General features: G+C 69.5%; 13 protein-coding genes. 7 read left to right on the top strand and 6 right to left on the bottom strand.

Translation table 11 applies throughout. The annotated features are described in order from the left end of the window. Positions 1-17 precede the first annotated feature (17 nt). Both AQJ27_RS39555 and AQJ27_RS39550 read right to left on the bottom strand, forming a co-directional pair. Entirely contained in the window at positions 18-1,193 is a 1,176-nt protein-coding gene (locus tag AQJ27_RS39555) for a winged helix-turn-helix domain-containing protein (RefSeq protein WP_067380000.1), read from the bottom strand. Between the two features lie 825 nt (positions 1,194-2,018). Continuing rightward, the gene (locus AQJ27_RS39550; RefSeq protein WP_067379997.1) at positions 2,019-2,597 is read right to left on the bottom strand and encodes a GNAT family N-acetyltransferase; all 579 of its coding nucleotides are present in this window, start codon (positions 2,595-2,597) and stop codon (positions 2,019-2,021) included. Between the two features lie 244 nt (positions 2,598-2,841). Here AQJ27_RS39550 and secA point away from each other — a divergent pair, with 244 nt between their 5' ends. Next, entirely contained in the window at positions 2,842-5,658 is a 2,817-nt protein-coding gene (secA, locus tag AQJ27_RS39545; protein ID WP_067379995.1) for a preprotein translocase subunit SecA, read from the top strand. A gap of 233 nt (positions 5,659-5,891) precedes the next feature. On the opposite strand, the gene AQJ27_RS39540 is transcribed toward secA, so the two are convergent. Next, positions 5,892-6,491 (bottom strand): Rv3235 family protein, encoded by a 600-nt coding sequence (locus AQJ27_RS39540; RefSeq protein WP_067379991.1) that lies wholly within the window; start codon positions 6,489-6,491, stop codon positions 5,892-5,894. Positions 6,492-6,860: 369 nt separating this feature from the next. Between AQJ27_RS39540 and AQJ27_RS39535 the strand changes: the two genes are divergently transcribed. Further along, positions 6,861-7,376, top strand: coding sequence for a DUF6912 family protein (locus AQJ27_RS39535; RefSeq protein WP_067379988.1), 516 nt, complete (start codon positions 6,861-6,863; stop codon positions 7,374-7,376). Positions 7,377-7,422: 46 nt separating this feature from the next. Further along, complete coding sequence (locus AQJ27_RS39530; RefSeq protein ID WP_067379985.1) at positions 7,423-8,094, top strand: HAD family hydrolase; 672 nt, start codon at positions 7,423-7,425, stop codon at positions 8,092-8,094. Positions 8,095-8,247: 153 nt separating this feature from the next. On the opposite strand, the gene AQJ27_RS39525 is transcribed toward AQJ27_RS39530, so the two are convergent. Continuing rightward, on the bottom strand, positions 8,248-8,814 hold the full coding sequence (locus AQJ27_RS39525) for a DJ-1/PfpI family protein (protein ID WP_067379982.1): 567 nt from the start codon (positions 8,812-8,814) through the stop codon (positions 8,248-8,250). A gap of 712 nt (positions 8,815-9,526) precedes the next feature. Here AQJ27_RS39525 and AQJ27_RS39520 point away from each other — a divergent pair. The 4 genes from AQJ27_RS39520 to AQJ27_RS39505 all read left to right on the top strand — a co-directional run bounded on the left by AQJ27_RS39520 (position 9,527) and on the right by AQJ27_RS39505 (position 19,399). Next, complete coding sequence (locus tag AQJ27_RS39520) at positions 9,527-14,467, top strand: NAD-glutamate dehydrogenase (protein ID WP_067379979.1); 4,941 nt, start codon at positions 9,527-9,529, stop codon at positions 14,465-14,467. A 262-nt stretch (positions 14,468-14,729) separates the two neighbouring features. After that, entirely contained in the window at positions 14,730-15,236 is a 507-nt protein-coding gene (locus AQJ27_RS39515; RefSeq protein WP_235613753.1) for a GtrA family protein, read from the top strand. Positions 15,237-15,341: 105 nt separating this feature from the next. Beyond that, entirely contained in the window at positions 15,342-18,251 is a 2,910-nt protein-coding gene (locus AQJ27_RS39510) for a bifunctional glycosyltransferase/CDP-glycerol:glycerophosphate glycerophosphotransferase (protein ID WP_067379974.1), read from the top strand. Continuing rightward, entirely contained in the window at positions 18,248-19,399 is a 1,152-nt protein-coding gene (locus AQJ27_RS39505; protein WP_067379972.1) for a glycosyltransferase, read from the top strand. Before AQJ27_RS39510 ends, AQJ27_RS39505 begins: the two co-directional genes overlap by 4 nt. A gap of 96 nt (positions 19,400-19,495) precedes the next feature. Here AQJ27_RS39505 and AQJ27_RS39500 read toward each other — a convergent pair whose 3' ends face one another. Then, on the bottom strand, positions 19,496-20,320 hold the full coding sequence (locus tag AQJ27_RS39500; RefSeq protein ID WP_067379969.1) for an ABC transporter ATP-binding protein: 825 nt from the start codon (positions 20,318-20,320) through the stop codon (positions 19,496-19,498). Position 20,321: 1 nt separating this feature from the next. After that, the gene (locus AQJ27_RS39495; RefSeq protein WP_067379966.1) at positions 20,322-21,233 is read right to left on the bottom strand and encodes an ABC transporter permease; all 912 of its coding nucleotides are present in this window, start codon (positions 21,231-21,233) and stop codon (positions 20,322-20,324) included. Between the last annotated feature and the right edge of the window lie 109 nt (positions 21,234-21,342).

Below are 21,342 nucleotides of genomic sequence, written 5' to 3'. Positions count from 1 at the left end.
CGGGTCGGCCGGTCAGGTCAGGCCAGTGCGCGGGTGAGTTCCTTCGCGAGGGGCTCGCGGAGGTCCGGGGCGTCCACCCGTTCCACGCGTACGTTTGTGCAGTCCACCCAGCTCGCTGCCTCCAGGAGGGCCTGGGCCACGGCAGGGACCGCCTTGGCGCCGTCCAGCGTGACCTGTTTGGCGACCAGGGTGCGGCCCTCGCGGGCGGGGTCCACGCGGCCGACGAGCCGGCCGCCGGCGAGGACCGGCATCGCGAAGTAGCCGTACACCCGCTTCGGCTTGGGCGTGTACGCCTCCAGACGGTGGGTGAAGCCGAAGATCCGCTCCGTGCGGGCCCGCTCCCAGATGAGTGAGTCGAACGGGGACAGCAGCGTCGTACGGTGGCGGCCGCGCGGTGGTGTCTCCAGGGCCGCCGGGTCCGCCCACGCGGGCTTGCCCCAGCCCTCCACCGTCACCGGGACCAGGCCCGAGTCCGCGATCACCGCGTCGACCTGCTCGCCCTTGAGACGGTGATAGTCGGCGATGTCCGCGCGTGTGCCGACGCCCAGGGACTTGCCGGCCAGGCCGACCAGGCGGCGCAGGCACTCCGTGTCGTCGAGCTCGTCGTGGAGCAGGGTCTCGGGGACGGCGCGCTCGGCGAGGTCGTACACGCGCTTCCAGCCGCGGCGCTCCGTGCACACCACCTCGCCGTACATCAGCGCGCGCTCCACGGCCACCTTGGTGCCCGACCAGTCCCACCACTCGCTGGTCTTCTTCGCGCCGCCCAACTCCGTGGCCGTGAGGGGGCCTTCCGTGCGGAGCTGCTTGATGACCTGGTCGTAGGTGCCGTCCGGCAGGTCGTGGTTCCAGTGCGGGCGGGAGCGGTAGGCGCGGCGGCGGAAGGCGAAGTGGGGCCATTCCTCCACGGGGAGGATGCAGGCGGCGTGGGACCAGTACTCGAAGGCGTGGGTGTCGGTCCAGTAGGCCTGGTCGACGGTTTTGCGGCCTACCGCGCCCAGGCGGGCGTACGGGATGAGTTCGTGCGAGCGGGCCAGGACGGAGATCGTGTCGAGCTGGACCGCGCCGAGGTGTCGCAGGATTCCGCGGACGCCGGCCCTGCGGTCGGGGGTGCCCAGGAAGCCCTGGGCCCGTAGGGCGATGCGGCGGGCTTCTTCGGCGGAGAGGTCGGTGGTGGGACGCGGGAGGCTCGTCATGTTCCACACGGTAGGCGGTGCCACTGACAGTGGACTCGCCCCCGCCGCCCCTACCCGTCCCATCCCAGGGGCTCCGCCCCAGCCCCCGCCAGGGGCTCCGCCCCCGGACCCCGGCGGGGCTGCGCCCCTGCACCCCGGCGGGGCTGCGCTCCTGGACCCAGGCGGGGCTGCGTCCCCTGACCCCCGCCAGGGGCTCCGGCCCCGAACCCCCGGCGGGGCTCGCCTCTGGATCCCCGGTGGGGCTGCGGTCCTGGACCCCGGCAGGGCTCCGTGCCCGGACCCCGGCGGGGCTCCGCCCCTGCGCCCCGGCAGGGCTCCGTGCCCGGAGTCCGGTGGGGCTGCGGTCCTGGACCCCGGTGGGGCTGCGCTCCTGGACCCCTGGAACCCCCGTGGGGCTTCGCCTCCGAACCCCGCCAGGGGTTGTGCATCCCGGATCTGCGGCGGGGCTGTCGCCCCCACACCGCAGGGATTCGTGCCGCACCTGCCAGGGGCTGCGCCTCCGGGCTCCCTGCCTCGTACCTCACCAGGGTCGTGCCCCCTGACCCCTGCGGGGCTGCCGCCCTCGTAGCCAACCGGGGCTGCCGCCACTGATCACCGCGGGGCTTCGCCTTGTCCTGGCAGGGCCGTGCCCCAGCCCCTCCCAGGGCAGTGCACCCGCCTCCGCCTGGCCGGTGCGCCTGCCTCCGCCAGGTCGGTGCGCCCGCCCCCGTCGGGATGTGCCTCGCATCCTTCTGGGGCGGCAGGCTCGGGTGCCCTGGGGAGGTGGTTCGGGTTGAGGGGGATTGGTTTTGGGGGTCGGGAGGTGGGTGTGTGGTGGAGGGGGCTTTACGGGGTGGAGGGCGGGGCGGGCAAGTACGGGGCCGTTGAGGCCAGGCCCAGGTCTGAGGGGATTAGGGAGCCGATCCAGCAGTCTCGGCGTACGCCCTTGTTGTTGAGGGCGGAGCGGAGGGTGCCTTCCAGGGTGAAGCCGGCGCGTTCGGCGACCGCGCGGGAACCCTTGTTGCCGACCTCGGCGCGCCATTCCAGGCGGTCGACGGCGAGGCTCGTGAAGGCCCAGCGGGCGGCGGTGAGGGTGGCCTCGGTGATGTAGCCGTTGCCGCGGTGCTCCTTGGCCGCCCAGAAGCCGACCTCGCCGACGCCCAGGGAACGCATGCTGATGGAGAGCATGCCCGCCAGATCCCCCGACAGGAGGAAGGCACCGAAGGTGAACATGGAGCCGTCCGCCCAGCCGTCCGGCACCATCTGGTCCGTGAAGCCCGTAGCGTGCTCGCGGAGATAGGGCGAGGGGATCGTGGTCCAGCGCTGGATGTCGGGGTCCTGGACGGCTTCGTACACCGAGTCGGTGTCGTGCGAGTCCACGGCGCGCAGGAGCAGCCGGTCGGTGGTCAGCGTGACGGGGTCCATCGGCCGATTCTGCTAGGGCCACCGAAAGGGCGCCATTCCTTTGCGGCGAGTGACGGCTCGGTTACTTTTCGCAGCGCGGGCACGGCACCTTCCGCCACCCCTGTCCGTTGTCGTAGTGGCTGTCACTGGCAGACCTCCCGGCGCGGTGGGGTCCTCGCTTACGATGGCCGTTGCTCAAGCTGTGATTTGAATCTGACATTGAACCCGACCGTCCCAGGCCCGACCGGCAAGGAGACAAACCCCCGTGTCCGTCCTCTCGAAGATCATGCGTGCAGGCGAAGGCAAGATCCTGCGCAAGCTGCACCGCATCGCGGACCAGGTCAACTCCATCGAAGAGGACTTCGTCGACCTCTCCGACGCCGAGCTGCGCGCCCTCACTGATGAGTACAAGCAGCGGTATGCGGATGGGGAGAGCCTGGACGACCTGCTCCCCGAGGCCTTCGCCACCGTGCGTGAGGCCGCCAAGCGCGTCCTCGGACAGCGTCACTACGACGTGCAGATGATGGGTGGCGCCGCGCTCCACCTCGGCTACGTCGCGGAGATGAAGACCGGCGAGGGCAAGACCCTCGTCGGCACGCTGCCCGCGTATCTGAACGCCCTCTCCGGAGACGGCGTTCACCTGATCACGGTCAACGACTATCTGGCCGAGCGCGACTCCGAGATGATGGGTCGCGTCCACAAGTTCCTGGGTCTGAGCGTCGGCTGCATCCTCGCCAACATGACGCCGGCCCAGCGCCGCGAGCAGTACGCGTGCGACATCACGTACGGCACGAACAACGAGTTCGGCTTCGACTACCTGCGCGACAACATGGCCTGGTCGCAGGACGAGCTCGTCCAGCGGGGCCACAACTTCGCGATCGTCGACGAGGTCGACTCCATCCTCGTCGACGAGGCCCGTACGCCGCTCATCATCTCCGGCCCGGCCGACCAGGCCACCAAGTGGTACGGCGACTTCGCCAAGCTGGTCACCCGGCTGAAGAAGGGCGAGGCCGGCAACCCCCTCAAGGGCCTCGAGGAGACCGGGGACTACGAGGTCGACGAGAAGAAGCGCACCGTCGCCATCCACGAGCCCGGCGTCTCCAAGGTCGAGGACTGGCTGGGCATCGACAACCTGTACGAGTCGGTGAACACGCCGCTGGTGGGCTACCTGAACAACGCCATCAAGGCCAAGGAGCTCTTCAAGAAGGACAAGGACTACGTCGTCATCGACGGCGAAGTCATGATCGTCGACGAGCACACCGGCCGTATCCTCGCCGGCCGCCGCTACAACGAGGGCATGCACCAGGCGATCGAGGCGAAGGAAGGGGTGGACATCAAGGACGAGAACCAGACGCTCGCCACGATCACCCTGCAGAACTTCTTCCGCCTCTACGGCAAGCTCTCCGGCATGACCGGTACGGCGATGACCGAGGCCGCCGAGTTCCACCAGATCTACAAGCTCGGCGTCGTCCCGATCCCGACCAACAAGCCGATGGTCCGCAAGGACCAGTCGGACCTGATCTACCGCACCGAGGTCGCCAAGTTCGACGCGGTGGTCGACGACATCGCCGAGAAGCACGAGAAGGGCCAGCCGATCCTCGTCGGTACGACGTCGGTCGAGAAGTCCGAGTACCTCTCGCAGCAGCTCTCGAAGCGCGGCATCCAGCACGAGGTGCTGAACGCGAAGCAGCACGACCGTGAGGCCCCGATCATCGCCCAGGCCGGCCGCCGGGGCGCTGTGACCGTCGCCACGAACATGGCCGGTCGAGGCACGGACATCAAGCTCGGCGGCAACCCCGATGACCTCGCCGAGGCGGAGCTGCGTCAGCGTGGCCTCGACCCCGAGGAGCACATCGAGGAGTGGGCCGCGGCCCTCCCCGCCGCTCTGGAGAAGGCCGAGCAGGCCGTCAAGGCGGAGTTCGAAGAGGTCAAGGAGCTCGGCGGGCTCTACGTGCTGGGCACCGAGCGCCACGAGTCGCGTCGTATCGACAACCAGCTGCGCGGTCGTTCCGGCCGTCAGGGCGACCCGGGCGAGTCCCGCTTCTACCTGTCGCTCGGTGACGACCTGATGCGCCTGTTCAAGGCCCAGATGGTCGAGCGCGTGATGTCGATGGCCAACGTGCCGGACGACGTGCCGATCGAGAACAAGATGGTCACGCGCGCGATCGCCTCCGCCCAGTCGCAGGTCGAGCAGCAGAACTTCGAGACGCGCAAGAACGTTCTGAAGTACGACGAGGTGCTCAACCGGCAGCGCGAGGTCATCTACGGCGAGCGCCGCCGCGTCCTGGAGGGCGAGGACCTCCAGGAGCAGATCCAGCACTTCACGGACGACACGATCGACGCCTACATCGGGGCCGAGACCGCCGAGGGCTTCGCCGAGGAGTGGGACCTTGACCGGCTGTGGGGCGCCTTCAGGCAGCTCTACCCGGTGAAGGTCACCGTCGACGAGCTGGAGGAGGCGGCCGGTGACCGTGCCGGTCTGACCGCCGAGTTCATCTCCGAGTCCATCAAGGACGACATCCGCGAGCAGTACGCGGCCCGTGAGGAGCAGCTCGGCTCCGAGATCATGCGGGAGCTGGAGCGGCGGGTCGTCCTGTCGGTCCTCGACCGCAAGTGGCGCGAGCACCTCTACGAGATGGACTATCTCCAGGAGGGCATCGGCCTGCGCGCCATGGCGCAGAAGGACCCGCTGGTCGAGTACCAGCGCGAGGGCTTCGACATGTTCTCCGCCATGATGGACGGCATCAAGGAGGAGTCCGTCGGCTATCTGTTCAACCTGGAGGTTCAGGTCGAGCAGCAGGTCGAGGAGGTCCCGGTCGAGGACGCCGCGCCGTCGCTGGAGAAGAAGGAGGACGTCGTGCCCGCGGGTGCGCGTCCCGAGATCCGCGCCAAGGGGCTCGACGCCCCGCAGCGTCCCGACCGGCTGCACTTCTCCGCGCCGACCGTGGACGGTGAGGGCGGCATCGTCGAGGGCGACTTCGCCAACGACGACGACGAGCCCGTGCGTTCCGAGGCGGACGGCCTCACGCGCGCGGAGCGCCGCAAGCAGCAGAAGAGCAACGGGCGGCGCCGCAAGAAGTGACCGATCGGCTCGTGAGGGCCGGTGAGGGCTGAGTAGCGGTGAAGGGCCGGGCACCTGTGGGTGTCCGGCCCTTCGCGTTGCTCAGAGGGGGTTCAGGGTCCCGTGGAGGTTGCCGGTCGGGGTTCAGGGCCCATGGGAGTTCCCGGTCGGGGTTCAAGGTCCCGTGGGAGTCGCGGGTCGGGGTTCAGGGTCCCGCAGGAGTTGCCAGTGGGGGGCAGGGACCCAGGGGCTGGTCAGTCGTCGTCCGGGCGGGGCATGCGGGGGCCGCCCAGTTCCACCGCCGTGCAGCGCCAGCGCAGATCGGGGCCCTGTTCCAGGCGGAAGGCCATCGCGCGGAGCCGGTCGCCCGCGCCGATGCGGGCGAAGGCCTCGATCGCGCCGGGCCGTGGCACGTAGTAGCCGATGTCGCGGACGACCGGGCGGGTGCCGCGGGTGCGCAGGGGGCCGCGTTCGGCGAGCCAGGCCAGCTCGTCGTAGGCCCGGCCCGCGGTGTGGCGCAGCATGCAGTGGACGGGGCGTTGGCCGCTGAGCACGGCGAGGAGGCGGTCGGCGAAGAGGTCGGTGGGGCGGGGCTGCGGCGGCGGTGAGGACGGCGGTGAGGACGGCGATGGGGACGGCGGCGACGGCCGTGGGTGGTCGGCCGGTGGGGGCAGGAGGAGCGTGCGGGACGCGGCCTCCGCCGGGGGCGCTTGCGGCGGGCTGTCTCCCGGGGCCGGGCGGGGTGCGCCCGCGCCCGGGGTGCGCGGTGGGGTGGTGCCGGGGCGGCGGCTGTCGTGGCGGCCGGGTGGGCGGGTGCCCGGGCGGCGGTTCGTCCTGGTCATCACCTTGTTCATGCGTCGTCCCCGTTCATGCGTCGTCCCGTTCGGCGTCGGCCCCGCACGCCGTGACCGGTTGATACCGGGCGGTAACTTCGTGTTGGGGATCTTCTACGAGGCGGGAGCGGGTCCCCGCAAGGACGCCGGGTGCGTGCCGCGGCGGCAGGAGGGTTCACCTATCAGAGTGAGCGGGAGGGGTGGGAGGCCCGGCGGGGAAGGGATGTTCCGGGTGAATCGAGGGCCGGGGGTGGACGCCGTACGGGGGAGGGACCGGGACCCGAAAGGGGACGCCCGCACGTATCCTGAAGGCCTTCCCGGGAGGCGCGGGACCGCCCTTCCGGGAGCCCTCCGACCCGGGAACCCTCCCGACTACGAAAGCGGCCAGCCATGCGCGTCTACGTCCCCCTGACCCTCTCCGGTCTCGCCGAGGCGTACAAGACGGGGGAGCTGGCGGCGGGACCGGTCGTCGCGTACGCCGTCACGCCCGCGTTGCGCGAGTGGTACCTCTCCGACGACATCGAGGAGCTCGAGTACGCGGCGCTGAACCGGGCCGCGCTGGCCTCGCTGCGGCTGCTCGCGGGGGAACCGGGGGCCGTGCGGCGGCGGGTGGTCGTCGCGGTCGACGTTCCCGACCGGGCCGCGGTCGCCGATCCCGACCGGGGTCTCGATCCGGCGGCGCTCGGTGAGGTGCGGGTGTCGGGGCCCGTGGCCCTGTCCAAGGCGGCCGCGGTGCACGTGGACGCCGATGACGCCGACGAGGACGTCTCGGCCGCCGTGGACGCGCTCGGGGCGGCCGATCACGGGGACGACGACGCGCAGTTCATCGTGGACGGGGCCGAGGACCACGAGTTGTTGTGGTTCGCGACGCAGGAGATCCCCAACCTGGTGGGGCTGGAGGACTGAGCCTGCGCCGAGGGGCGTTGTCAGTGCGGGCGGGTAGTTTCTTGGTATGGGGAAGCAGGGCGCAGCAGCGCACATCGTGTGGGACTGGAACGGGACGCTGTTCCACGACAACGCCGCGATCATCGGGGCGACGAACGCGGCGTTCGCCGAGTTGGGGTTGGAGCCGCTCACGCTGGAGCGGTACCGGGAGTTGTACTGCGTGCCGGTGCCGAAGTTCTACGAGCGGCTGATGGGGCGGCTGCCGACCGATGCCGAGTGGGAGGTCATGGACGACACCTTCCATCGGTACTACGCGGAGCACCGCGTGACGTGCGAGCTCACCGAGGGGGCGTCGACGTTGCTCGCGGACTGGCGGTCGGCGGGGCGCAGCCAGTCGCTGTTGAGCATGTATGTGCACGAGGAACTGGTGCCGCTGGTCAGGGGGTTCGGGATCGAGCCGCACTTCGTGCGGGTGGAGGGCCGGGTCGGGCCGTCCGGCGGCAGCAAGGCCGAGCACATGGTGCGGCACATAGGCTCGCTCGCGGGCGTGGACCCGCAGCGCACGGTGGTGATCGGGGACGCCGCCGACGACGCGGTGGCCGCCCTGCACGTGGGGGCGCGGGCCGTGCTCTACACCGGCGGTTCACACAGTCGCGCCAGCCTGGAAGGGGTCGGCGTGCCCGTGGTGGACAGCCTGGAGGAGGCGGTCGAGGAGGCCGAGCGGCTGATGGCGGCGTAGGCCTGTCGTCCGAGCCGGCTGCCCGGGGGTGCGGCGGCGCCCGGGGTGTGCGGCGCCCCTCGTCGGTGGGGCAGCCGCGTACCCGGCTCGGATCTCGCCGGTGCTGAGCCGCATGCCCGGCTCACACCTCCCACGTCACCGCCGCCGAGTCGTTCAGTCCACGGGTGCCTTCTCCCTCAGCACCCTGAGGAACTCGCGCATCCAGGCCGGGTGGTCCGGCCAGGCACGGGCGGACACGAGGGTGCCGTCGACCACCGCCTCCGCGTCCTGGAAGGTCGCTCCGGCGGCCTGCATGTCCAGTTCGAGTGCCGGGTACGCGGTGACGCGGCGGCCGCTCAGGGCGTCGGCGGCGGCCGTGAGGAGCGGGCCGTGGCAGATCTGGGCCACGGGCTTGTCGGCGTCGAAGAAGGACTTGAGGATCTTGCGGAGTTCGGGGTCGTTGCGGAGGTACTCGGGCGCGCGGCCGCCCGGGATCACCACGGCGGCGTACTGGCCGGGGTCGACCTCCGAGAACGCGAGGTCGGCGGGCCAGGTGTAGCCGGGCTTCTCCGTGTACGTGTCGAAGCCGGGTTCGAAGTCGTGGACCACGAAGCGGAGCTGCTTGCGGGTGGGGGCCGCGATATGGACCTCGTAGCCCTCCTCGCGCAGGCGCTGGTAGGGGTACAGGACCTCCAGTGATTCCGCCGCGTCGCCGGTGACCATCAGGATCTTCGGTGTCATGTCGGTGCCGCTCCCTTCGGTGGAGCTTGGGTGGAGCTTCAGCGGGACCCCGCGGGCCCAGCGTGACCCGGCGGGCCCAGCAGGGCCCAGCAGGACCCAGCAAGGACCCAGCGGGTCTCAACGGGACTTCGGAGGGACTTCAGCGGGGCCCCAGCTCTATTCCGCCTCCGCCCCACCGTCCTAGTCAACGTGGTGCCGCAGGAGAGGGTTACCGGAGGACTGCACGTTCCCGTCCCTTTCGTCCCTGTGCATACTGTCAAAGTTCCACCCCCGGTTTTGTACACATACGGCTCATGACGGGCCCCGGGTAGGGAGCGATAGCCTGGTGGCGTGATCAGCGCGATATCTCGCGGGGGCCCAGTTGCCCCTGCCTCGCGCCCGGAGCGCACGGACGACATCCGTGACCGGGCGGCGATCGCTGATCTTCACGGGCGGGACGGAGCGGCGACCGCGGCAAGCACCAGCGGAAACGCGGGCGCAAGCGGAATCGCGAGCGTTCTCCGTAGGCCGCGGACACCCCGGGGACGGACGACGCAGAGATCAGCGTCACAGTCGCCGAGGGTGCCGAGAATGGCCGATACCCCCCCGCTCATCTCTCCATGCGGCATAGCGTCGAACCAGACCGGACACCCCGCGTCACGGCGTTACGTCGGAGAAGAGACCGTACTTCCTTCTACGTCACGCAACGGCGCGCGACAGGAGCCAGAGGACAATGCAGACCAAGCTGGACGAAGCCAAGGCCGAGCTGCTCGAGAGGGCTGCCCGGGTAGCTGAGAACAGCCCGGTCGGGGGGCACCTACCGACTGGGACGACGAGCGAGGGCACTCCGGACAAGGACACCGTGCTCGCGTTCCTCCAGCGCTACTACCTGCACACAGCCCCGGAGGACCTGACCGACCGCGACCCGGTCGATGTCTTCGGAGCCGCCTTCTCCCACTACCGACTGGCCGAGAACCGCCCCCAGGGCACGGCCAACGTCCGAGTGCACACGCCCACCGTCGAGGAGAACGGCTGGACCTGCAGCCACTCCGTCGTCGAGGTCGTGACCGACGACATGCCCTTCCTCGTCGACTCGGTCACCAACGAGCTGTCCCGGCAGGGCCGCGGCATCCACCTCGTCATCCATCCGCAGTTCGTCGTACGGCGCGATCTGACCGGCGAGCTCATCGAGGTGCTGCCCGGTCGGCCCACCCTCGAGAATCTGCCGCACGACGCGCACGTCGAGTCCTGGATCCACGTCGAGATCGACCGTGAGACCGACCGCGCCGACCTGAAGCAGATCACCGCCGATCTGCTGCGCGTCCTGTCCGACGTCCGCGAGGCCGTCGAGGACTGGGAGAAGATGCGCGACGCCGCGCTGCGCATCGCGGAGGAACTGCCCACCGAGCCGACCGCCGACGACCTGCGCGACCTGGAGGTCGAGGAGGCCCGTGAGCTGCTGCGCTGGCTCTCGGACGACCACTTCACCTTCCTGGGGTTCCGCGAGTACGAGCTGCGCGACGACGACTCGCTGGCCGCCGTCCCCGGCACCGGACTCGGCATCCTGCGCTCCGACCCGCAGCACGGCGGTGACGACAGCCACCCGGTCAGCCCGTCCTTCGAGCGGCTGCCCGCCGACGCCCGCGCCAAGGCCCGTGAGCACAAGCTGCTCGTCCTCACCAAGGCCAACAGCCGCGCCACCGTGCACCGGCCGTCCTACCTCGACTACATCGGTGTGAAGAAGTTCGACGCCGAGGGCAACGTCGTCGGTGAGCGGCGCTTCCTGGGCCTGTTCTCCTCGGCCGCGTACACCGAGTCCGTGCGCCGTGTCCCCGTGGTCCGCCGCAAGGTCGAGGAGGTCCTCAAGGGCGCGGGCTTCTCGCCCAACAGCCACGACGGCCGTGACCTGCTCCAGATCCTGGAGACCTACCCCCGCGACGAGCTCTTCCAGACGCCCGCCGACGAGCTGCGTGCCATCGTCACCAGCGTCCTCTACCTCCAGGAGCGGCGCCGACTGCGCCTCTACCTGCGCCAGGACGAGTACGGCCGCTACTACTCGGCCCTCGTCTACCTCCCGCGCGACCGCTACACCACCGGGGTGCGCCTCAGGATCATCGACATCCTGAAGGAGGAGCTGAACGGCACCAGCGTCGACTTCACCGCCTGGAACACCGAGTCGATCCTCTCCCGGCTGCACTTCGTGGTCCGGGTTCCGCAGGGCACCGAGCTGACACAGCTCAGCGACGCCGACAAGGACAGGCTCGAGGTGCGGCTCGTCGAGGCCGCCCGCTCCTGGGCCGACGGTTTCGCCGAGGCGCTGAACGCCGAGTGCGGCGAGGAGCGCGCGGCCGAGCTGCTGCGCCGCTACGGCAGCGCCTTCCCCGAGGGCTACAAGGCCGACCACACCCCGCGTGCCGCGGTCGCCGACCTGGTCCACCTGGAGAAGCTCACCCGCGACCGGAGCAAGGACTTCGCGCTCAGCCTGTACGAGCCGGTCGGTGCCGGTCCCGGCGAGCGCCGCTTCAAGATCTACCGCACCGGCGAGCAGGTCTCCCTCTCGGCGGTCCTGCCGGCCCTCAACCGCATGGGCGTCGAGGTCACCGACGAGCGCCCGTACGAGCTGCGCTGCTCGGACCGTACGACGGCCTGGATCTACGACTTCGGGCTGCGCCTGCCCAAGTCCCTGAACGGCAACGGCGACTACCTCGGCGACGACGGCCGTGAGCGCTTCCAGGAGGCCTTCGCCGCCACCTGGACCGGCGAGGCCGAGAACGACGGCTTCAACGCCCTCGTGCTGAGCGCCGGGCTGTCCTGGCGGCAGGCGATGGTGCTGCGCGCGTACGCCAAGTACCTGCGCCAGGCGGGCTCCACCTTCAGCCAGGACTACATGGAGGACACCCTCCGAAACAATGTCCACACCACCCGGCTGCTGGTCTCCCTCTTCGAGGCGCGGATGTCGCCGGAGCGCCAGCACGCCGGTGTCGAGCTGACCGACGCGCTGATGGAGGAGCTGGACGCCGCTCTCGACCAGGTGGCAAGCCTGGACGAGGACCGGATCCTGCGCTCCTTCCTCACCCTCATCAAGGCGACCCTGCGCACCAACTTCTTCCAGGAGGCGCTGGGCGGCAAGCCGCACGAGTACGTCTCCATGAAGTTCGACCCGCAGGCCATCCCGGACCTGCCGGCGCCGCGACCGGCGTACGAGATCTGGGTGTACTCGCCGAAGGTGGAGGGCGTGCACCTGCGCTTCGGCAAGGTCGCGCGCGGTGGTCTGCGCTGGTCCGACCGGCGTGAGGACTTCCGGACGGAGATCCTGGGCCTGGTCAAGGCGCAGATGGTGAAGAACACCGTCATCGTGCCCGTCGGCGCCAAGGGCGGCTTCGTCGCCAAGCAGCTGCCCGACCCGTCCGTGGACCGCGACGCCTGGCTCGCGGAGGGCATCCGCAGCTACCGGACCTTCATCTCGGCGCTGCTCGACATCACCGACAACCTGGTCGCCGGCGCGGTCGTGCCCCCGGTGGACGTGGTCCGGCACGACGGGGAGGACACCTATCTCGTCGTCGCCGCCGACAAGGGCACCGCGACCTTCTCCGACATCGCCAACGAGGTCGCCGAGAGCTACAACTTCTGGCTCGGGGACGCCTTCGCCTCCGGCGGCTCCGCCGGATACGACCACAAGAAGATGGGCATCACCGCGCGCGGCGCCTGGGAGTCCGTGAAGCGGCACTTCCGGGAGCTGGGCGTCAACACCCAGACCGAGGACTTCACCGTCGTCGGCGTCGGTGACATGTCCGGTGACGTGTTCGGCAACGGCATGCTGCTCTCCGAGCACATCCGCGTGGTCGCCGCCTTCGACCACCGGCACATCTTCCTCGACCCGACCCCGGACGCGGAGACCTCGTACGCCGAGCGCCGTCGTCTCTTCGAGCTGCCGCGCTCGTCCTGGGCCGACTACGACACCGAGCTGATCTCGGCCGGCGGCGGAGTCTTCCCGCGGACCGCCAAGGCGATCCCGGTCAACGCGCACGTCCGCGAGGCCCTCGGCATCGAGGCCGGTGTCACCAAGATGACCCCGGCCGACCTGATGAAGGCGATCCTGCAGGCGCCGGTCGACCTGCTGTGGAACGGCGGCATCGGTACGTACGTCAAGGCGTCCGCCGAGACGCACGCGGACGTCGGCGACAAGGCCAACGACGCCATCCGCGTCGACGGCGCCGACCTGCGCGTCAAGGTCGTCGGCGAGGGCGGCAACCTCGGTCTGACCCAGCTGGGCCGGATCGAGTTCGCGCAGCACGGCGGCAAGATCAACACCGACGCCATCGACAACAGCGCGGGCGTGGACACCTCCGACCACGAGGTGAACATCAAGATCCTGCTCAACGCGGTCGTGACCAACGGCGATCAGACGGTCAAGCAGCGCAACAAGCTGCTCGCCGAGATGACCGACGAGGTCGGCGCCCTGGTCCTGCGCAACAACTACGCGCAGAACGTGGCGATCGCCAACGCGCTCGCCCAGTCGCCGAGCATGCTCCACGCCCAGCAGCGCTTCCTGCGCTTCCTGGTCAGGGAGGGCCACCTCGACCGGGCGCTGGAGTTCCTGCCCAACGAGCGGCAGATCCGTGAGCGGCTCAACTCCGGGCAGGGCCTGACCGGTCCGGAGACGGCCGTGCTCCTCGCGTACACGAAGATCACGGTCTCCGACGAGCTGCTCGCCACCTCGCTGCCCGACGACCCGTACCTGCAGAGCCTGCTGTTCGCGTACTTCCCCACCGCGCTGCGCGAGAAGTTCCGCGAGCAGATCGAGGCGCACGCGCTGCGCCGCGAGATCGTGACGACCGTCCTGGTCAACGACACGGTCAACACGGGTGGTACGAGCTTCCTGCACCGCCTCCGTGAGGAGACGGGCGCGTCCCTGGAGGAGATCGTCCGGGCGCAGACCGCGGCCCGCGCGATCTTCGAGTCGAGCAAGGTGTGGGACGCGGTGGAGGCGCTCGACAATGTCGTCGCCGCCGACGTCCAGACCAGGATCCGGCTGCACTCGCGCCGTCTCGTCGAGCGGGGCACGCGCTGGCTGCTCAACAACCGGCCGCAGCCGCTCCAGCTCGCCGAGAACATCTCCTTCTTCCGCGAGGGGGTCGCGCAGGTCTGGGGCGAGCTGCCCAAGCTGCTGCGCGGGGCGGACCTGGAGTGGTACCAGCAGATCTTCGAGGAGCTGACGGGCGCCGGCGTGCCCGAGGAGCTGGCCACACACGTGGCCGGGTTCTCCTCGGCCTTCCCGACGCTGGACATCGTCGCGGTGGCCGACCGCATGGACAAGAACCCGATGTCCGTCGCCGAGGTCTACTACGACCTCGCCGACCGCCTGAACATCACCCAGCTCATGGACCGCATCATCGAGCTCCCGCGTGCCGACCGCTGGCAGTCCATGGCCCGCGCCTCGATCCGCGAGGACCTGTACGCGGCCCACGCGGCGCTCACCGCGGACGTGCTCGCCGTCGGCAACGGCACCTCGACCCCGGAGCAGCGCTTCAAGGCCTGGGAGGAGAAGAACGCCGCGATCCTGGGCCGCGCCCGCACCACCCTGGAGGAGATCCAGACCTCGGACTCGTTCGACCTGGCGAACCTGTCGGTGGCGATGCGCACGATGCGGACGCTTCTGCGGACGCACTCGTAGAGCGCGGTGACGCACGCGCGGGGGTCGAGGTGACCCCCGCGTGGTTCACCTCTGGGTGCGCTTGACTCACTCGTGAGTGCACTTGTTTCACTCGATCGGATGTACGTCGATGGGGCAGCCCCGGCCGGGATGGCCGGGGCTGCCCCTGTTTGTGCGGGTAGGCGCAAGCGCCCTGGCCGCCCTCTTGCCTCGCTCTTGCGGATCTCTCGGGAAAACCGGAACTGGAATTTACCTATTACTGATAAAAGGGACAATTGTGACCGTGAATCTCTCCGAGGGGCCGGCCCGTGTAGGCCGACAGGCCCCCGCGCCGCACCAGCCCGCACCAGCCGCCACTCCTCCCGGGGCGATCGAAAGGACCCGGCGGATCGTCCTCGAAGTGGTGAAGTTCGGAGCCGTCGGCGGTAGCGGTATCGCAGTCAACTTCCTGGTCTTCAACCTTCTCCTGCACGGCCTGAAGTGGGCCCCGATGGCCGCCACGGTCATCGCCAGCTGTGTCGCCATGGGCGGCAACTACCTCGGCTTCCGCTTCTTCGCCTACCGTGACCGGGCCTCGCGCACCCGACGCCAGATCGCCCTGTTCTTCGCCTTCAGCGGCATCGGCGTCATCATGGAGAGCGCGCTGTTCTACATCGGCTACCACGGTCTGGGCATGGACACCCCGCTCGGCTCCAACCTGGCCAAGGCGCTGTCGATCGTGCTGGCCTCGGCGTTCCGTTTCCTGGTCTACCGCACCTGGGTGTTCGAACAGGTGAAACACAGCCGCTAGACAGCCGCCCGCAACCCTTTGCGGGCGATCGACATCTACCTAGGTGATACGCAAATGGACTAGATCGCCTAGGTTGAACCATCAGGAATGTCTAGCATTAATAGGATGAGTGTGGATCACCCCCGCCCGCCAGCAGAAACAGCAGCCGTGCCCGCCGTGTCCGTGGTCGTGATCGTCTACAACGACGCGTCCCGGCTGACGACGGCCGTGCGCTCCGTTCTCGACCAGACCCTGCGCGGCGTCGAAGTCGTCATCGTCGACGACCGCAGCACGGACGGCTCGTACGACGTGGCGCAGCGACTGGCCGCCGCGCACCCGGACCGCGTCCGGGCCTTCAGGCTGCCCGAGAACAGTGGCGGCTGCGGCGCCCCCCGCAACCACGGCATCCAGCAGGCCCGCGGCGACTACGTCCTCTTCCTGGACAGTGACGACGTCCTGGAGCGCAACGCCTGCCGCAACATGCTGGAGGCCGCCGAGTCCACCGGCGCGGACCTCGTCTCGGGCCTGTGCGTGCGTGTGCACGTCGACTCGCGCACCGGCAAGGAGGTCAAGTGGTACCCCTGGCTGTACGACCGCACCCGCACCCTGGAGTCCATCTCCGAGCTGCCCGACCTGCTGGTCTTCGACACGCTGTCGACGAACAAGTGCTACCGCAGGCAGTTCCTGCTCGATGAGGGCCTCGAGTTCCCGGTCGGGATCCACTACGAGGACCTGCTGTTCTCCGCGCAGGCCTACGTGGCCGCGCGGCGCATCACGCTCATCCCGAACCGGGTGTACGACTGGCGGATCGTCGAGAAGGCGGCCGCCAAGTCCATCAGCAACCGGCGTGACGAGATCGCCAACTTCACGCACCGCATGGAGATCCACCGCCGGGTCGACCAGCTCCTCGCCGACCACGGACTGCTGGAGCTGAAGTTCGCCAAGGACGTCAAGTGGCTCAAGCACGACCTGGTGCTGCACCTGCGCGAGCTGCCCTTCCGTGACGAGACCTACCGCCAGGAGTTCGCGCAGATCGCGCGCGCCTACCTGGAGTCGATCGACCGCGTCGCCTTCGACGAGATCGAGCCGATCCACGCCATCTGCGCGTACCTCCTCCACGAGGCCGACTGGGACAACCTGCTGCCCGCGGTGGACACGCTCAGCAACCGCGACAAGATCTCCTCGCCGCTCGTCGAGCACGAGGGGCGCGTGTACTGGTGCGCCGAGCACATCGAGCACGACGCCTTCGCCCGGCACGTCCTGGACGTCACCGAGCTCGGCTACCACACCAAGCCGGTCGAGAAGATGTTCCTGCGCAACGCGCTGACCGGATACGCGGAGACCGACGGCACCGTCCGGCTGGCCGGGCGCATCACCAACCCGCTCGGCGTGATCCCCTCCGACGCCCGGCTCTCCGCGCAGCTGGAGTTCTACGCCCGCCGTCCGGGCGTGCGCTTCCAGACCTTCCGCTTCCCCGTGGCCACCGTGCGGCACGAGGGCGAGGCCATCGCCTGGGAGGCCTCGGCCGACCTCGCCAAGGGCCTGCGCCCGCTCGGCATCGTGGACGCGGTCTGGGACGTACGCCTCCACCTCGCCGTCGCCGGTGAGGGCGAAGGCGCGGGGACGGTCCGCACCACGACCCGGCTCACGGCCTCCGAGCCCGAGCTGGCCCAGGGGCACCTGCCCGTCCGGCCCCGCCTGACCCGGCTGGTCGCCGACCGCATCGAGCCCGAGGTCTCCTCCCGCGGCCACCTCTCCTTCCGGCTCGTGCCGGACAAGAAGGCCAACGAACTCGTCCAGCGCGGTGTGCAGGGCCCGACCGGGCGGCTCGCCAAGACCGGCTACCGCAAGGTCAAGGCGCTGCGCAAGGAACTCGCCTCCGGCGACACCAAGCTGCGCGTCTACCACGACGTGTTCAGCCGCCTGCCCGTCAAGAAGGGCCTCGTCGTCTTCGAGAGCCACCTGGGCCGGCAGTACAGCGACAGCCCCAAGGCCATCTACGAGGAGATGCGCCGCCAGGGCCTGGAGTTCGAGGCCGTGTGGGCCTACGCGGACAGCCCCCAGGGCTTCCCGGACGACGCCACCCTCGTACGCCGCTGGTCGCTGCCGTACCTCAAGGCGCTCGCCCAGGCCGAGTTCTGGGTCGACAACCAGAGCTACCCGCTGAAGGTCACCAAGCGGCCCGAGACGACGTACATCCAGACCTGGCACGGTTCGGCGCTCAAGCGGATGGGCTTCGACGAGCCGGAGTGGAAGCTCAAGTCCCGTGAGGAGCAGGCCGAGCAGCAGCGCACCCTCGACCGCTTCGACCGCTTCCTGATCCGCTCCGAGCACGACGTGCGCACCCTCGCGCGGGCGTTCCGGCTCCAGGAGCGGACGCTGCTGCGGGTGGGCTACCCGCGCAACGACGCGCTCGTCCAGGCCAAGCAGCACGAGGAGGCCACCGGGCAGCGGGAACGCGGTGCGCTGGCGGCCGAGTTCGGCATCCCGGAGGACAAGCAGATCCTGCTGTACGCGCCGACCTTCCGTCAGCGCGGCGGCAAGCGCCGGTTCGAGCTGCCCTTCGACGTGGAGCGCTTCGCCGACACCTTCGGCGACCGCTATGTCCTCCTGGTCCGCTCGCACTACCTCAACCACGTCGTGCTGCCGCCCTCCGTGCGCGGCCGGGTCATCGACGTGACGGACTACCACGACATGACCCCCCTGCTGGCGCTTGCCGACGGTCTGATCACCGACTACTCGTCCGTGATGTTCGACTACTCCCTCCTCGACCGCCCGATGTTCTTCTTCACGTACGACTACGACGAGTACGTGCACGAGGGCCGAGGAACCTACTTCGACCTGCTGGAGAGGGCCCCCGGCCCGGTCGTCCGCACCGAGGACGAGCTGCACGCGGTCCTGGAATCGCTGGAGGAGCAGAAGGTGAAGTACGCGGCCCCGCGCGAGCGGTTCGTCGCCGACTTCGGCGAGTTCGACCAGGGCAACGCCGCGCAGAGCATCGTCGACCAGTTCTTCTCCCAGTGGAGGCGCGCGTGACCGCGTACAGCGAGCGGGACGTCTTCTTCGTCTCCAACAGCGTCGACGAGCTCGGCGGCGTGACCAGCTGGTCGCACCAGATGGCCCGGCTGTTCACCGAGCGCGGCCACCGCGTCCACGTCATCGGCATCACCGAGCCCGCGGTCGTCCAGGAGCTCGGCGAACTCCCGTACCCCACCACGACGTTGTACGACGCCCACCCGCCGCGCGTGGGCTCCGCGCGCGGCATCAAGGGGCGGCTCAACGTCGCCGAGCGCAGGCTGCGCGCCGAACGGGCGGCGGGCATGCGCGAGCAGGCCGCCAAGCTGACCCGGCTGTTCCGGGCCGCGCGCCCCGGCGCCGTCGTGATCGTCACGCAGGTGTGGGCGATGGAGTGGGTGGAGCTCGCCGACACCACCGGCCTGACCGTCATCGGCATGAGCCACGAGTCCTTCGCGTACTCGAAGGCGACCTCGCGCTTCGGACGGGTGCAGAAGCACTACAAGGACGTCGACCGGATGCTCGCGCTCACCCGCGAGGACGCCGACCTGTGGATCCGCCAGGGCCTCGACAACGCGTCCTTCATGCCGAACCCGATCCCCTTCATGCCCGAGGTGCCCTCCTCGCGCACCGAGAACGTCGTCGTCAGCGTCGGCCGGCTCTCGGACCAGAAGGGCATCGACATGCTCCTCGACACCTGGGCCGAGGTGGCGCCCCGCCATCCCGACTGGACCTTGCGGATCTTCGGCTCCGGCGAGGACGAGGAGATGCTCAAGAAGCAGTGCACCGCCCTGGGCCTCGACGACTCCGTCGAGTGGATGGGCCGCACCAGCGACGTACCCGGCGCCCTGCGCGGCGGTTCCGTCTTCGTCCTGTCCTCCCGCGGCGAGGGCTTCCCCCTCGCCCTCATGGAGGCCATGGCGACCGCCCTCCCGTGTGCCGCCTTCGACTGCGCACCCGGCGTCCACGAGATCGTCCAGGACGGCGAGGACGGTCTCCTGGCGGCCCTGGGCAACACCGGGGAACTGGCCCGCCGTCTCGACACCCTGATGTCCGACAAGGACCTGCGCGACCGCATGGGCGAGGCGGCCCGCGTCAACATCCAGCGCTACACGACGGACGAGATCGTCCGCAGGTGGGAAGACCTGTTCACCTTCTTGGAGAGGTGAGCAGAGGCGCCCCGAAGGGGTGCGGGGAACTGCGCGGCCGGCCACGACGAACTCGCGGCCGGCGTCGAGCAGTTCCCCGCACCCCCTGAGTCGCCCCTACTTCCCCGTGAACTTCTCGTACTCCGCGAGCACGTCCTCCGTGGGCCCGTCCAAGCGAAGCTCCCCCCGCTCCAGCCAGAGCACACGGTCGCAGGTGTCCCGGATCGACTTGTTGTTGTGGCTCACCAGGAACACGGTGCCCGCGTGTTTGCGCAACTCTCGGATCCGCTCCTCGGAGCGCTTCTGGAAGGAGCGGTCCCCCGTGGCGAGGGCCTCGTCGATCATCAGCACGTCGTGGTCCTTGGCCGCCGCGATGGAGAACCGCAGTCGCGCCGCCATCCCGGAGGAGTACGTCCGCATCGGGAGGGTGATGAAGTCGCCCTTCTCGTTGATGCCGGAGAAGTCGACGATCTCCTGGTAGCGCTCCTTGACCTGCTCGCGGGACATGCCCATGGCGAGCCCGCCGAGGTAGACGTTCCGCTCACCCGTGAGGTCGCTCATCAGGGCCGCGTTGACGCCGAGCAGCGAGGGCTGACCGTCGGTGTAGATCTTGCCGTTCTCCACGGGAAGGAGGCCGGCGACCGCCTTGAGCAGGGTGGACTTGCCCGAGCCGTTGGTGCCGATCAGACCGATGGCCTCGCCGCGGTAGGCGGTGAAGGACACGTCCTTGACGGCGTGCACCTTGCGTACGCCCGCGGCCTTCTCGGTCTGCTTGCGCCGCAGCATGCGGTTGAGCGCGGCGGTGGCGCTGCCCCGTCCCGCACCGGTGCCGTTGACCCGGTAGACGATGTCCACGTGGTCGGCGACGACGGTGGGGACGAGCGCGTCGGCGCTGCCGGCCGCATCCCGGGGCCGGGCGTCCTGCGTGAGGGTGTCAGCCATGTCAGCCACGTCCGTACGTCTCCTCGGCCTTCCAGAAGTAGATGAAGCCGCCGACTCCGGCGAACAGTGCCCAGCCGATCGCCAGCGCCCACACGTGGTGCGGCAGCTGGTGGGCGTGGAAGCTGTCGATCAGCGCGTAGCGCGTCAGGTCGATGTAGACGGCGGCCGGGTTGCTCTCCAGCGCGACCATCGCCCAGTGCGGCATGTGGCTGTGCTTGAGCGTCGAGGCGATGCTCCACATGACACCGGAGACGTACATCCAGGTGCGCAGCACGAACGGCATGAGCTGCGCGATGTCCGGCGTCTTGGCGCCCATCCGCGCCATGATCATCGCCACGCCCGCGTTGAAGACGAACTGCAGCGTCAGGATCGGCACGACGAGCAGCCACGACGCGCTCACGGGAATGCCGAAGCAGAGCAGGATGACGACCAGTGCGGCCATCGAGAACAGCAGCTGCTGGAGCTGCTGGATGGCGTACGACACCGGCAGCGCGGCCCGCGGGAAGTGCAGGGCCCGGACCAGGCCCAGGCTGCCGGAGATCGCCCGGGTGCCCGCCATGATCGAGCTCTGTGTGAAGGTCCAGATGAAGACGCCGGTGACCAGGAACGGCACGAAGTCCGGCACGCCGTGCTTGGTGCCGAGCAGCACACCGAAGATGAAGTAGTAGACCGCCGCGTTCAGCAGCGGGTTCGCCACCTGCCAGACCTGGCCGAGCTTCGCCTGGCTGTACTGGGCGGTGAGCTTGGCGGTGGCGAAGGCGGTGATGAAGTGACGCCGTGCCCAGAGCTGGCGGACGTACTCCGGCAGCGTCGGGCGGGCGCCACTGACGGTGAGGCCGTACCGGGCGGCGAGCGCCGCGGGATCGTCGGTGGGGGGAACCGACGTCGGCGGTGTGTGGAGGACCTGGCTCACATCCGCTGCTTTCGCTCGGGGGGTGGGATGCGTGGGCCGTCCTTAACGTTTCTTACTGCCGCTTTGCCAGCTTCTTACGTCGGGACGGCACCGTATCGTCGCAACGCGA

Origin of the sequence: Streptomyces olivochromogenes (assembly GCF_001514115.1) — a bacterium.
Lineage (GTDB): Bacteria > Actinomycetota > Actinomycetes > Streptomycetales > Streptomycetaceae > Streptomyces > Streptomyces olivochromogenes.
The sequence above is the reverse complement of the archived record's forward strand: the minus strand, read 5'-3'. Positions and strand labels throughout refer to the sequence as shown.

Excerpts from the sequence above, each read along its gene's own strand:
- AQJ27_RS39540 (WP_067379991.1), bottom strand. The coding sequence starts at position 6,491 with ATGAACAAGGTGATGACCAGGACGAACCGCCGCCCGGGCACCCGCCCA.
- AQJ27_RS39500 (WP_067379969.1), bottom strand. The coding sequence starts at position 20,320 with ATGGCTGACACCCTCACGCAGGACGCCCGGCCCCGGGATGCGGCCGGC.
- AQJ27_RS39520 (WP_067379979.1), top strand. The coding sequence starts at position 9,527 with ATGCAGACCAAGCTGGACGAAGCCAAGGCCGAGCTGCTCGAGAGGGCT.
- AQJ27_RS39530 (WP_067379985.1), top strand. The coding sequence starts at position 7,423 with ATGGGGAAGCAGGGCGCAGCAGCGCACATCGTGTGGGACTGGAACGGG.
- AQJ27_RS39550 (WP_067379997.1), bottom strand. The coding sequence starts at position 2,597 with ATGGACCCCGTCACGCTGACCACCGACCGGCTGCTCCTGCGCGCCGTG.
- AQJ27_RS39525 (WP_067379982.1), bottom strand. The coding sequence starts at position 8,814 with ATGACACCGAAGATCCTGATGGTCACCGGCGACGCGGCGGAATCACTG.
- AQJ27_RS39535 (WP_067379988.1), top strand. The coding sequence starts at position 6,861 with ATGCGCGTCTACGTCCCCCTGACCCTCTCCGGTCTCGCCGAGGCGTAC.
- AQJ27_RS39510 (WP_067379974.1), top strand. The coding sequence starts at position 15,342 with ATGAGTGTGGATCACCCCCGCCCGCCAGCAGAAACAGCAGCCGTGCCC.
- AQJ27_RS39555 (WP_067380000.1), bottom strand. The coding sequence starts at position 1,193 with ATGACGAGCCTCCCGCGTCCCACCACCGACCTCTCCGCCGAAGAAGCC.